Origin of the sequence: Pseudomonas sp. MM213 (genome assembly GCF_020423045.1) — a bacterium.
Taxonomy (GTDB): Bacteria; Pseudomonadota; Gammaproteobacteria; order Pseudomonadales; family Pseudomonadaceae; genus Aquipseudomonas; species Aquipseudomonas migulae.
Map to the genome: position 1 here is coordinate 5,390,365 of NZ_CP081943.1, position 12,680 is coordinate 5,403,044.

Below are 12,680 nucleotides of genomic sequence, written 5' to 3' on the forward strand. Positions count from 1 at the left end.
GATGACTCGCGGATTTATTGGCAGCCGTAAACGTTTTGTTGAACCCGATCCCTTGGGCACGCCATCGTTTTCTGTCGGAACGATCGTCGGACAATTCACTTTGTTACAGATGACTTCGGCTGCTAAAGGAGGAAATTGAGGGCTGTTGAAAAAAATCTTGCGAACGGTAGGGACCGGTATGTCGGATTCTGTCGCAAATCCCCTCGCATCCCTTCTCCAACAAGTGCTGCCGGCTCGGCTATGATCCTTGGCGGCCGATGAGCATCGGCGGGTTTGCCGGGTTTTTTCGGCACATTGTGTGCATCCGCAACGTTCATAGGTCGGTAACCCCTCCCCCGAATGAGTGGATTGCCGTATAACGAATGACTTTCGCGTGTTTGGTAATAAAGGACCCACAATAAAAGCTGATGAAGACTCCAAAACGCATTGAACCCCTGATCGAGGACGGTCTGGTCGACGAGGTGCTGCGCCCACTCATGAGTGGTAAAGAAGCAGCTGTTTATGTGGTGCGCTGCGGCAACGAGTTGCGTTGCGCGAAGGTCTACAAGGAGGCGAATAAACGCAGTTTCCGCCAGGCGTCCGAGTACCAGGAAGGTCGCAAGGTACGCAACAGCCGTCAGGCTCGGGCGATGGCCAAGGGCTCCAAGTTCGGCAAGAAAGAAACCGAAGACGCCTGGCAGAACGCCGAAGTGGCGGCGCTGTTTCGTCTGGCCGGTGCGGGTGTGCGGGTTCCTCAGCCTTACGACTTCCTTGAAGGTGTGCTGCTGATGGAACTGGTGGCCGACGAGTACGGCGATGCCGCCCCGCGTCTGAACGACGTGGTGCTGGAGCCGGACCAGGCGCGCGAATATCACGCGTTCCTGATCTCGCAGATCGTGCTGATGTTGTGTACCGGCCTGGTGCACGGTGACCTGTCCGAGTTCAACGTACTGTTGACGCCGACCGGCCCGGTCATCATCGACTTGCCGCAAGCGGTCGACGCGGCGGGCAACAACCACGCGTTCAGCATGCTGGAGCGCGACGTGGGCAACATGGCGTCCTACTTCGGGCGGTTTGCCCCGGAGTTGAAAAAGACCAAATACGCCAAGGAAATGTGGGCCCTGTACGAAGCCGGCACCTTGCACCCGGCCAGTGTCTTGACCGGCGAGTTCGACGAACCGGAAGAGTTGCCTGACGTCGGCGGGATCATGCGCGAAATCGAGGCGGCACGCCTGGATGAAGAACGCAAACAAGCGATACGCGCAGCAGACGATGCGCCACCGAGCAAAACCGAAGAACCGCCTCCACCGTGGATGCAGTGATCGGTTGACGAAAAACCCGGCTTCGGCCGGGTTTTTTGTTCGGGATGAAGACTCGGGACCGCGTCGTTTGGTTCGCGGGCAAGCCTCGCTCCTACAGGTTCAACGCTGTCCTTGTAGGAGCGAGGCTTGCCCGCGAAGACGTCAACCCAGGCAACCCAAATGTGTCATACCCACCACACTCAAGGACTGAATGTGAACACCTCCATCCGCAACGCCCGACTGATCATTGCCGCCCGTCTGGTCTCGGACTTCGGTGCGTTCCTCAACATGGTCGCCCTGGCCACCTACGTCTACCTGCTCAGCAACAGCGCCATGAGCGTCGGTATCTTCCTCGCCAGTCGCGTGGGCGGAGGGATTTTCGCCAGCCTGATCGGCACGAGTTTTTACCGCCGCTGGGCCGGGCGCCTGCCGTTGATCGCGTTCGACCTGCTGCGCGCTGGATTGCTGGGCCTGCTGCTGGTGTTGCCAGTCAGCCAGCAAGCGCTTTTGCTGCCGGTGATCGCTTTTGGCCTGGGCTTGGGCAATTCAATGTTCGCCATCGGCCTCAACAGCCAGTTGCCGCACTTGATCGATGGTGAGCAGTTGCTCAAGACCAACGCCTGGATCACCAGCGCATCGTCAGCGGCGATGGTCGGCGGAAGTCTGGTTGCGGGGTTGTTGGTGGCGGCGTTCGGCTTTGAAGCGGTCTTTGAGCTGAACGTGGTCACTTACCTGCTGGCTGCGTTGTTCATCCTGCCGCTGCGGTTTGCCGGACCGTCTCCCAGTGCCGGGCCCGATCATGAACGAAGCGAATGGTCAGCGCTGCGCCAAGGGCTGCGCACCACACCGGTGGTGGCCGCGATGCTCGCGGTCACCATGGCCGACACTCTGGGCAGCGCTGCACACAACGTGGGTTTGCCGATCATTTCAAAACTGCTGACACCCGAATCGGCCAGCACCACGTTGGGCCTGATGCTGGCGGTCTGGGCCAGTGGAAAATTGATCGGCGCACGGATTGCCAGTCGCCTGAAAGGCTCGGACAACGTGAACCTGGAGCGACGGTTTTTCTTCGGCGTGTTGCTGATGTCCTGCGGCTTCATCCTGATGTTCCAGCAGCAAACGCTCTACGGTTTGTTGCTGTTCTCACTGCCGGCGGGGCTGGGTGACGGCTTCTCGGAAGTCGGCCTGATGTCGCGTCTGCAACGTGAACCGGACAACCTGCGCCTGCCGATTTTCAGCTTTCTGACGTTGCTGCAAATGACCGGGTTCGGCATTGGCATGCTGGTCGCCGCGCCGTTCTATTCATGGTGGACGCCCGGCGCGGTGGTGCTGTTGTTCCACGGCATTCCCCTCACCACCTTGTTGATGGTGAAGGTGCTCGCGATCAGGGGTGAGCGGGTACGGCGCAGCAACCCGACTCAAGATTTTTGAGGATCGGGCAGTCCGGGCGGTGATCGCCCTGGCAGTGCTCGACCAGGTCCTGCAACGTGTCGCGCAACTGACCGAGTTCGAGGATTTTCTGGTTCAGCTCGTCAATGTGCTGACGAGCCAGCGCTTTCACATCGGCGCTGGCGCGTTGGCGGTCCTGCCAGAGGGTCAGCAGTTTGCCGACCTCTTCCAGGGAAAACCCCAAATCACGCGAACGCTTGATAAAGGCCAGCGTGTGCAAGTCGTCGGCGCCGTAAACCCGGTAACCGCTGTCGGTGCGATGAGCCGCCTTGAGCAAGCCGATGGACTCGTAATAACGGATCATCTTCGCGCTCAGGCCACTTTGGCGGGCTGCTTGGCCGATGTTCATCGGTTGTCCTCCAGATCCTTGGGTTTCCAGGTTTTCAACAGTAACGCATTGCTCACCACGCTGACGCTCGACAACGCCATCGCCGCGCCGGCCAGCACCGGGTTGAGAAAACCGAATGCGGCCAGCGGAATGCCGATCAGGTTATAAACGAAGGCCCAGAACAGGTTCTGACGAATCTTCGCGTAGGTCTTGCGGCTGATCTCCAGCGCTGCCGGCACCAGTCGAGGATCGCCGCGCATCAGGGTGATGCCCGCCGCGTGCATGGCGACGTCGGTGCCGCCACCCATGGCAATGCCGATGTCGGCGGCGGCCAGGGCCGGGGCGTCGTTGATGCCGTCACCGACCATCGCTACCACGCCGGTCTTTTTCAGTTCCGCGACAGTGGCGGCTTTGTCGGCCGGCAGTACTTCGGCGTGCACGTCGGTGATGCCCAATGCCTCGGCGACCACTTTGGCGCTGCCGCGATTGTCGCCGGTCAGCAAGTGGCTGCTGATGTGGCGGGCGCTGAGTTGTTGCACCGCTTGCAGCGCGCCTGATTTGAGGGTGTCACCGAAGGCGAACAGCCCCAGCACGGTCGGCGTGGGTTTTTGCTCGATCAACCAGGACAGGGTCCGGCCTTCGGTTTCCCATGCGGTAGCAGCGTCGGCCAATGGGCCCGCGCTCAACCCGTTTTCTTCCAGCAGGCGACGATTGCCCAGCGCCAGGCGCCGACCTTCGAGGTTGCCGGCAATGCCGCGCCCGGTCAGGGACTGGCTGTCGCTGACATCGGCCACGGTCAAACCGCGTTCGGCGCACGCATCCAGAACCGCCTTGGCCAATGGATGCTCACTGCCGCGTTGCAGCGCGCCGGCCATTTGCAGCAGGGCGGCTTCGTCACCGTCGATGGCGCTCAAATGGGCGATACGCGGTGCGCCCGAGGTCAGCGTGCCGGTCTTGTCGAACACCACCGCGCTGACTTCATGGGCACGTTCCAGTGCTTCGGCGTCCTTGATCAGAATCCCGTGACGCGCCGCCACACCGGTGCCGGCCATGATCGCCGTTGGCGTGGCCAACCCGAGGGCGCAAGGGCAGGCGATCACCAATACCGCGACGGCGTTGATCAGCGCGGTTTCCATCGGTGCGCCGTATAGCCACCAACCGATCAAGGTCGCCAGTGCGATCAGCAGCACCGTCGGCACAAACACCTGGCTGACTTTATCCACCAGTTTCTGGATCGGTGCTTTCGCCGCTTGCGCGTCTTCGACCAGGCGGATGATCCGCGCCAGTACGGTTTCCGCACCCAGCGCCTGGGTGCGAACCAACAGGCGACCTTCACCGTTGATGGCGCCGCCGGTGACTTTGTCGCCGGGTTGTTTTGGCACCGGCAGGCTTTCGCCGCTGATCAGAGCTTCGTCGGCATGGCTCTGGCCTTCGACCACTTCGCCGTCCACCGGGAAACGTTCGCCGGGTTTGACCAGCACCAGATCATTCAGGCGCAAGGCGCTGATCGCCACGTCCTGCTCGCGACCGTCGATGACTTGAATCGCCCGCTCCGGGCGCAAGGCTTCGAGGGCGCGAATGGCACTGGCGGTCTGGCGTTTGGCGCGGCTTTCGAGGTATTTGCCCAGCAGCACCAGCGCAATCACGACGGCAGAGGCTTCGAAATACAGGTGCGGCATGCGTCCGGCGGCGGTGGCCCATTCGTAGAGGCTCAAGCCATAACCGGCGCTGGTGCCGAGGGCGACCAGCAGGTCCATGTTGCCGGCACCGGCGCGTACGGCTTTCCATGCCGCCACATAAAAGCGTGCGCCGAAGATGAATTGCACCGGTGTGGCCAGGGCGAACTGCACCCACGCCGGGAGCATCCAGTGCACGCCGAACGGTTGCAGCAGCATCGGCAATACCAGCGGCAAGGCGAGGGCAATGGCCATGATCAACACCCAGCGTTCGCGGTGCAGGCGCTTTTGTTGCGTGTCGGTTGACGGGTGTTCGACTTCCCAGACGCTGGCGTTGTAACCCGCCTTGGTCACGGTAGCGATCAGGGTTTGCGGATCGATCTGCCCGAGCAGTTCGAGGTGGGCGCGTTCGTTGGCCAGGTTGACGCTGACGCTTTTGACGCCGGGCACTTTGGCCAGCGCCCGTTCGACCCGACCGACGCAGGACGCGCAGGTCATGCCGTCGATGCTCAATTCCAGACTCTGCTGCGGCACGCTGTAACCAGCCTGCTGCACTGCGTCCATCAACGCCGGCAGGCTGTCGCTGGGCGCTTGAACCCGCGCCTGCTCGGTGGCCAGGTTAACGCTGACCGCCGTGGCGCCGATGACTTTGCTCAAGGCACGCTCGACACGCCCGGCGCAACTGGCACAGGTCATGCCGGCAATCGGCAGATCAAACGTGGTGGATTCGGACATCGGTCGCACTCCCTGTAGTAGATGCCTACAGGATCAACCTTGCCATGCGGGCAAGGTCAAGCGCAAAGATTGGCGTGGTGATATTTGTAGGAGCGAGGCTTGCCCGCGAAGGCGTCGTATCAGTCGACAAGGATGTGTCTGAAATACCGCCTTCGCGGGCAAGCCTCGCTCCTACAGGATCGTGGTGGATCAGTAGTCGAGGGCTGTCGCCTTGAGGTACATCCCTTCCTGCGTCATCGCAATCCGAAACTTCAGCACATCCCCGGCCTTGAGGCTGATGTTCTGCGAGCCCGGCGCCAGCATGCCTGGGTTGCAGCCCGGCGCCTGGCCCGGCAGCAATTTCAGGCGCAGCGAAACGTTGCCTGGCGGCAGGTTGAAGGAGGTGCTTTGTTCCTGAAACAGCCGCGCCGACAGTTGATCCTGGATGTACACGCCGATTTCGCAGTTGGTCGACACTTCCAGGCGCTCGCGGGAAATGATCAACACGCCGTAATCCTCCCCGGCAGCATTGACCGAGGGCACGGCGGCGAAAAGGCTGAGGAAGCCAAACAGGCTGAGAGCTGACCAGCGCATGGCTGAATCTCCTGAGATCGAGTCATAGATGCACGCAGCTTGGCCGAGCGCGACGCCGATTGCCAGCCCGGCAGCTCACTTCAGAACTTGACCTTGCCATGGTGGCAAGCTCGAGACTGTTCGCAATCTCACTAAAGGAGTCATTCCATGCAAGTGTTCAACGTTCAAGGCATGTCCTGCGGTCACTGCGTCAAAGCCATCACTCAAGCGCTGCAAGCCAAGGATCCTGCGGCCAGCGTGCGGGTCGATCTGGCGGCAAAGGAAGTCGGCGTCGAAAGTGCGTTGACCGCGGATCAAGTAATCGCCGCGATCAGCGAGGAAGGCTACGAAGTGAAAGTCGCTTAAGGCCAAACGCAAAACCACTGTAGGAGCGAAGCTTGCTCGCGAATGCGGTTTGTCAGACGGCATTGACGTGGCTGACCCACCGCATTCGTCGGAACGCCGCCCGGAGCAAGCTCTGCTCCTACAGGGGCCGGCGTTTTTCCGGGGTTTTTAATAGTTAGCGAGCTATCGGAATGTTCAAGGCGTCGATGCGCGGCTAGACTGTGTGCCCGCCGACCTCCGTCCCACTGGATACCCGATGAACTTCCGTACCATTTTGATTCTTGGCGCACTTAGCGCTTTTGGCCCGCTGGCAATCGATTTCTATCTGCCGGCATTTCCGGCCATGGCGCTGGCGTTCGGCACCGATGAACAGCACGTTCAACTGACGCTGGCGGCGTATTTCCTCGGATTGTCCATCGGTCAGCTGATGTACGGCCCGGTGGCGGATCGTTTTGGTCGGCGCATTCCGTTGCTGACGGGTGTCGGTCTGTTCACCGTCGCGTCCCTGGCGTGCGCCTATGCGCCGAACCTGGAATGGCTGCTCGGTGCGCGGTTCGTCCAGGCGCTGGGCGGTTGTGCGGGGATGGTGATTTCAAGGGCGATCGTCAGTGACAAATGCGATGCGGTGGGCTCGGCGAAAGTCTTTTCACAACTGATGCTGGTCATGGGCCTGGCACCGATTCTCGCGCCGATGCTTGGCGGGTTGCTGGTCAACACCACGGGCTGGCAGTCGATCTTCCTGGTGCTGACCGGTTTCAGTGCATTGGCCGGGCTGGCCGTGGCGCTCGGCTTGCCGGAAAGCATGCCGGCGAATATGCCACGTCAGCCCTTGTCGGGAGCGCTACGTCAGTACGGTCGGCTGTTGTCGGACCCGGTGTACCTCGGTCACGCCCTGACCGGTGGCATCGCCATCGCCGGGATGTTTGCCTACATCGCCGGTTCGCCGTTCGTCTTTATCAAACTCTACGGCGTACCGGCCGAGCACTTCGGCTGGTTGTTCGGCACCAATGCGGCGGGGTTCATTCTGGTGGCACAGGTCAACGCGCGGTTGCTGGCCAAGCGTGGCCCGGCGTTCCTGCTGGCGCGCACCGTATGGATCTACCTCGCGGCGGGCCTGACGCTGCTCGCGGTCAGTTCGCTGCACACCGAGCAATTGTGGCCGCTGCTGATTCCGCTGTTTATCTGCATCGCCAGCCTCGGTTGCATCCTGCCCAACGCCTCGGCTTGCGCCATGAACGGGCAGGGCGCGCGCGCCGGCAGTGCGTCGGCAATGCTCGGTTGCCTGCAATTCAGCGTCGCCGCCGGAGCCGCGTCGCTCGTGGGTATTTTGTACGACGGCAGCGCCATGCCGATGGCCATGGTCATCAGCCTGTGCGGAGTTCTGGTGGTGAGCATAGCGATGCTCACCCGGCGTCTGCAAAATGCCCGGGCATTGGTGAAAGCCCAGGTGTGAGGAAGGTCTCAGCCGGCAGCGCGTTGCTGCTGGACGGGAATCTGATGAGGGGCGTGCAATCGTGCTTCGAGGGTTCGGGTGAACTCGCGCGCTTCGGCTTCGCTACGGAACGTCACCGCGTGTTGGTCCAGGCGGACCTGCCACTGGGATTTTGCCAATTCTTTTATCAGGATCTTCATTGCTGACCTCCTCGGTTAAAAGATTGCATCGCAGAGGACACGATTGTAGACCCGAATACGACCACAATGATGACAGCGGTCAACCTTCGGACTGACGGTGTCGTCCATTCGGACGACACTTGTATCAATCTGTTTCAGAAGCCTTCGAGGACAATCTTGCCCTTGGATTTGCCGCTCTCCAGCAGCTCATGCGCACGTCGCAAATTCGCCGCGTTGATCGTTCCGAAGTGCTCGCCCACCGTGGTTTTCAACGTCCCGGCATCGATCAGCGCTGCCACGCGGTTGAGCAGTTTGTGTTGCTCGATCATGTCCGCGGTTTCGAACAGCGAGCGGGTGTACATGAACTCCCAATGCAGCGACAGGCTCTTGCGCTTGAGCTTGGTCACGTCCAGCGCCTTCGGGTCATCGATCAGCGCCAGTTTGCCCTGCGGCGCCAACGCCTCGACCAATTGATCCAGATGCTGATCGGTCTGGGTCAGGCTGGCGACGTGGGTCACCGAGTTTACGCCTGCACGTTTGAGCTCTTCGCTCAGCGGTTGGCTGTGATCGATCACCAGATCGGCGCCCAGCTCACGCACCCAACTTTGGGTTTGCGCACGGGACGCGGTGCCGATGACCTTCAGCCCGGTGAGCTGGCTGGCCAGTTGCGTAAGGATTGAACCGACACCGCCGGCCGCACCGACGATCAGCAAACTCTGGCCTTCATCGGTGTTGCCTTCGCGCACTTGCAGGCGTTCGAACAACAACTCCCACGCGGTGATCGCGGTCAACGGCAGCGCGGCGGCTTCGGCGAAACCGAGGGTTTTCGGCATGTGGCCGACGATCCGCTCGTCCACCACGTGCAGCTCGCTATTCCCGCCGGCGCGGGCGATGGAGCCAGCGTAGAACACCTTGTCGCCGGCCTTGAACAACGTCACTTCACTGCCGACCGACTTGACCACACCGGCCACGTCCCAGCCCAGCACTTTGGCCGCGCCACCTTCAGGCTGCACGTTCTGGCGGACTTTGGTGTCCACCGGGTTGACCGAGATGGCTTTGACTTCCACCAACAGGTCGCGCGGGCCGGCAACCGGCGCTGGCAGTTCGATGTCTTGCAGGGAGTTGGCGTCGCTGATCGGCAACGAGGCGTAGTAGGCAATGGCTTTCATGAGGGGCTCCGCAAAAGTATTTAAGAGAATCAGGCCACGACGCGCAGGCGTTTGAGATCGAAGTGCTCGATCAGGTCGCCGGCCGTGGCACGAAAATGCTGGATGTGTGCACTGGCGTCATGGGCTTGCAGCGCTTCGTCGCTGCTCCACTGCTCGATCATGTAGAAGGCCTGCGGATTGGCCAGGTCCTGATGCAGGTCGTATTGACTGCAACCGGCTTCGGCACGGGTCGGTTCCAGCAGTGCACGCAGGTGCTGTTCGAGTGCGTCTTGCTGACCGGCTTTGGCGATCAGGGTGGCGATGGCGGTAAACGGCTGGGACATGTTCGACTCCGATAACGGGGTGATTTCGATGGGGCAGATGATTGGCTATTTCTCTGCAAGATAAAACCCGCTAAAAGAGCAGTCTCTTTCAATATTTTTTTGATAATCGAGGCTGGAAATGTTGCGTTTCGATGACTTGCAGTTGTTTGTCCGGGCGGCGGACCTGGGCAGTCTGTCGGCGGCGGCGCGAGGGATGGACATGTCGGCGGCGGTGGCCAGTGCGGCGTTGAAGCGCATCGAACAGCAACTCGGTGCGCGGTTGCTCGCCCGCTCCACCCGCAGCCTGCGCCTGACCGCCGAGGGCGAGGGGTTTCTCGAATACGCCCGGGCGGCCCTGAGCAACCTCGATGAGGGTCGCCGCTTGCTGGCCAGCGGTCAGGACCAGGTCAGCGGAGTGTTGCAGCTGTCGGCACCGTCGGATTTCGGTCGCAACCTGTTGCTGCCGTGGCTGGACGAGTTCCAGCGCGAGCATCCGAAGCTCACGGTGCGCCTGCTGCTGGGCGACCGCATCGCCGACCTGTTCCGCCAGCCGGTGGACATCGCTCTGCGCTACGGCGAGCCGGAAGACTCAAGCCTGGTGGCGCTGCCCATCGCACCGAACAACCGCCGCGTGCTGTGTGCCGCGCCGAGCTATCTGGCCCGACACGGCGAGCCGCGGCAACTGGAGCAACTGGCGCAGCACAATTGCCTGCTGTTCATGCTTGGCAGCCGGGTTCACGATCACTGGAGTTTTCACGATGGCAAACGCGAAGTCAGCCTGACCGTCAGCGGTGACCGTTTCAGTGATGATGCCGATGTGGTGCGCCTGTGGGCCGTGGCGGGCGCCGGGATCGCCTACAAATCCTGGCTGGATGTTGCCGCCGATGTGTTGGCCGGTCGCTTGAAAGTGCTGATGCCGGAGCTGATCTGTGAGCGCGCACCGCTGAATTTGCTGTGCGCCCATCGCGCACAATTGAGTAAGCCGGTGAACCTTTTGCGGGAAATGCTCGCCAGCCGATGCGCCGGTTTAAGTAGTCAATTTCCGGTATTGGCGGTCACCGATCATTAGTCGCAGGTAAAAAGCGAAATTTCACTCAGGAACTATCACCACCAAGGGTTTTCAGAGGGCAGGAACCGACGGTTAACACGCATATACTAGCGCTCGCCTCAGGTACGCACGGTCGATCTCGCCTTGGCGAGTCCGCGTTCGAGTCGGCCAGGCCCGCAGTCGATCGACGAGCCTTTGCAAAACCCTCAAGGCAATGGCTTGTGTGAGTGGGTGGCTTTGCCCGGGTTGTCGCGGTTTCCGCGTCTTGGCCGACGACACATTACTGGTCAAGATGTCTCTGAGCAGTAGACGAAACGATTCAACAGGGAGTGAATACATGGAACATGCACCTTGCATCAGCCAGATCGCCACGTTGCTGGCTGACCCAAAGCGCAGCGCAATGATGTGGGCCTTGATGGACGGCTCTGCGCGACAAACCGAAGAGTTGGCCTTGCTGGCCGGCCTGTCACCGTCTTCGGCCAGTGCACACCTGGGGCGTTTGTCCGCCGGAGGTCTGTTGAAAGTCGAAACCCGTGGCCGCAAGCGGTTTTTCCGCCTGGCCGCGCCCGAAGTCGGCGCTGCGATAGAAGCACTGGCCAGTGCGACGATTGCCAGTACGCCCCGGGGCATGCCGGACGTTTTCAAACGCGCCGCACCTCTCTCCAAACCTCAGGCGGCACCTTCGTCGCTGTTGCGCGCACGACTCTGCGACGATCATTTGGGGGGCACTTTGGCCGCCGATCTTTACCAGCGTTTGCTGGATACGGGCTGGATCGAACAGTTCGAGCAGCGGGTGTCGATCACCCACAAGGGCGCCACGCAATTGGCCAAGCGCGGTGTGTACGTCCAGGCGCTGGCGCACAGCACCCGTCGAGCCGCTTGCGCTTGCCCCGACTGGAGCGAAAGACGTCCGCACATGGGCGGTTCACTCGGCGCGGCGTTGCTGCAATTGTTCATGCAGTCCGGCTGGCTGAGTTTGCCGAACGATTCGCGAGCCTTGCACGTCACCGCGACGGGGCAGCGTGAAATCCATCGCTTCGCCAAGGAAACCGAGCTGGAAATGGCGTTGTAGTCGACGAAACGTGGACCCTGTAGGAGCTGGCTTGCCAGCGATGAGGCCTTCACATTCAACATCAATGCTGAATGTGAGTCCGTCATCGCTGGCAAGCCAGCTCCTACAGGGTTTTTCGGTGTGGCTTAGGGTTTGACCAACCGCGCATCCAGGCTGTTTTGCGCCAGGCGTTTGGCCTGATCCTGGGTCATGCCCAGATCGGTGTACAGCGCATGGAAGTTCTCGGTCACATACCCGCCGAAGTACGCCGGGTCGTCCGAATTCACCGTGACTTTCACGCCGCGCTCAAGCATGTCGAGAATGTTGTGCTGGGACATGTGATCGAACACGCAGAGCTTGGTGTTCGACAACGGACACACGGTCAACGGGATCTGCTCGTCGATGATCCGCTGCATCAGGCGCTCGTCTTCGATGGCGCGCACGCCATGGTCGATGCGCTGGATTTTCAACAGGTCGAGGGCTTCCCAGATGTACTCGGGCGGGCCTTCTTCACCGGCGTGGGCGACGGTCAGGAAGCCTTCGTGGCGGGCGCGATCAAACACGCGCTGGAACTTGCTCGGCGGGTGACCCATTTCCGAACTGTCCAGGCCGACGGCCACAAACGCATCGCGGAACGGCAGCGCCTGATCGAGGGTTTTCTGCGCTTGTTCTTCGCTCAAGTGACGCAGGAAGCTCAGGATCAAACCGCTGGTGATGCCCAGTTGCTGCTCGCCATCCTTCAGTGCGGCGGCGATGCCGTTGAGCACCACTTCGAACGGGATGCCACGGTCGGTGTGGGTCTGCGGGTCGAAGAACGGTTCGGTGTGAATCACGTTCTGCGCCTTGCAACGCAACAGGTACGCCCAGGTCAGGTCGTAGAAATCCTGCGAAGTGCGCAGCACGTCGGCGCCCTGGTAATACAGGTCGAGAAACTCTTGCAGGTTGTTGAAGGCGTACGCCTTGCGCAGGGTTTCGACATCGCTCCACGGCAGGGCGATCTTGTTGCGTTCGGCCAGGGCGAACAGCAACTCGGGCTCCAGCGAACCCTCCAGGTGCAAGTGCAGTTCTGCCTTGGGCAGGGCGTTCAGCCAATCGTACATTGTAGAAATCTCATCAGGTGCAATGCCGGCATTC

The 12,680-nt window shown here is 61.1% G+C and carries 13 protein-coding genes; 6 read left to right on the top strand and 7 right to left on the bottom strand.

Features of this window, described 5'->3' with window-relative positions; all coding sequences use genetic code 11:
- Positions 1 to 407 precede the first annotated feature (407 nt).
- Together K5R88_RS24510 and K5R88_RS24515 are read left to right on the top strand one after the other, a co-directional pair.
- A complete protein-coding gene (locus K5R88_RS24510; protein WP_226298523.1) occupies positions 408 to 1,301 on the top strand; it encodes a PA4780 family RIO1-like protein kinase in 894 nt (297 codons plus the stop codon).
- 159 nt (positions 1,302 to 1,460) lie between these two features.
- The gene (locus K5R88_RS24515; protein WP_226298524.1) at positions 1,461 to 2,711 is read left to right on the top strand and encodes an MFS transporter; all 1,251 of its coding nucleotides are present in this window, start codon (positions 1,461 to 1,463) and stop codon (positions 2,709 to 2,711) included.
- Here the strand turns inward: K5R88_RS24515 and cueR are convergent.
- The 3 genes from cueR to K5R88_RS24530 all read right to left on the bottom strand — a co-directional run bounded on the left by cueR (position 2,665) and on the right by K5R88_RS24530 (position 6,041).
- Positions 2,665 to 3,078: a Cu(I)-responsive transcriptional regulator gene (gene cueR, locus K5R88_RS24520; RefSeq protein ID WP_008031313.1), complete on the bottom strand. Its 414-nt coding sequence runs from the start codon at positions 3,076 to 3,078 to the stop codon at positions 2,665 to 2,667. The two genes, K5R88_RS24515 and cueR, sit on opposite strands and share 47 nt — an antisense overlap.
- Positions 3,075 to 5,468 carry a heavy metal translocating P-type ATPase gene (locus tag K5R88_RS24525; protein ID WP_226298525.1) on the bottom strand — a complete coding sequence of 798 codons (2,394 nt, stop codon included), beginning with the start codon at positions 5,466 to 5,468 and terminating at the stop codon, positions 3,075 to 3,077. Before K5R88_RS24525 ends, cueR begins: the two co-directional genes overlap by 4 nt.
- 189 nt (positions 5,469 to 5,657) lie before the next feature.
- Complete coding sequence (locus K5R88_RS24530; RefSeq protein ID WP_192226994.1) at positions 5,658 to 6,041, bottom strand: hypothetical protein; 384 nt, start codon at positions 6,039 to 6,041, stop codon at positions 5,658 to 5,660.
- A gap of 147 nt (positions 6,042 to 6,188) precedes the next feature.
- On the opposite strand from K5R88_RS24530, the gene K5R88_RS24535 reads away from it, so the two are divergent.
- Both K5R88_RS24535 and K5R88_RS24540 read left to right on the top strand, forming a co-directional pair.
- Positions 6,189 to 6,386 carry a cation transporter gene (locus K5R88_RS24535; RefSeq protein ID WP_008031318.1) on the top strand — a complete coding sequence of 66 codons (198 nt, stop codon included), beginning with the start codon at positions 6,189 to 6,191 and terminating at the stop codon, positions 6,384 to 6,386.
- Positions 6,387 to 6,621: 235 nt separating this feature from the next.
- A complete protein-coding gene (locus K5R88_RS24540; protein WP_008031320.1) occupies positions 6,622 to 7,818 on the top strand; it encodes a multidrug effflux MFS transporter in 1,197 nt (398 codons plus the stop codon).
- Between the two features lie 8 nt (positions 7,819 to 7,826).
- On the opposite strand, the gene K5R88_RS24545 is transcribed toward K5R88_RS24540, so the two are convergent.
- The 3 genes from K5R88_RS24545 to K5R88_RS24555 all read right to left on the bottom strand — a co-directional run bounded on the left by K5R88_RS24545 (position 7,827) and on the right by K5R88_RS24555 (position 9,468).
- Positions 7,827 to 7,997, bottom strand: coding sequence for a hypothetical protein (locus K5R88_RS24545; RefSeq protein ID WP_008038760.1), 171 nt, complete (start codon positions 7,995 to 7,997; stop codon positions 7,827 to 7,829).
- A gap of 134 nt (positions 7,998 to 8,131) precedes the next feature.
- Positions 8,132 to 9,145 (bottom strand): zinc-binding alcohol dehydrogenase family protein, encoded by a 1,014-nt coding sequence (locus tag K5R88_RS24550; protein WP_226298526.1) that lies wholly within the window; start codon positions 9,143 to 9,145, stop codon positions 8,132 to 8,134.
- 29 nt (positions 9,146 to 9,174) lie between these two features.
- Positions 9,175 to 9,468 (bottom strand): putative quinol monooxygenase, encoded by a 294-nt coding sequence (locus tag K5R88_RS24555; RefSeq protein ID WP_008031327.1) that lies wholly within the window; start codon positions 9,466 to 9,468, stop codon positions 9,175 to 9,177.
- A 118-nt stretch (positions 9,469 to 9,586) separates the two neighbouring features.
- Here K5R88_RS24555 and K5R88_RS24560 point away from each other — a divergent pair, with 118 nt between their 5' ends.
- Both K5R88_RS24560 and K5R88_RS24565 read left to right on the top strand, forming a co-directional pair.
- Positions 9,587 to 10,516: a LysR family transcriptional regulator gene (locus K5R88_RS24560; RefSeq protein ID WP_008038763.1), complete on the top strand. Its 930-nt coding sequence runs from the start codon at positions 9,587 to 9,589 to the stop codon at positions 10,514 to 10,516.
- A 316-nt stretch (positions 10,517 to 10,832) separates the two neighbouring features.
- A complete protein-coding gene (locus tag K5R88_RS24565; protein WP_008038764.1) occupies positions 10,833 to 11,567 on the top strand; it encodes an ArsR/SmtB family transcription factor in 735 nt (244 codons plus the stop codon).
- A gap of 125 nt (positions 11,568 to 11,692) precedes the next feature.
- On the opposite strand, the gene K5R88_RS24570 is transcribed toward K5R88_RS24565, so the two are convergent.
- Entirely contained in the window at positions 11,693 to 12,646 is a 954-nt protein-coding gene (locus K5R88_RS24570) for an adenosine deaminase (RefSeq protein ID WP_008031333.1), read from the bottom strand.
- Between the last annotated feature and the right edge of the window lie 34 nt (positions 12,647 to 12,680).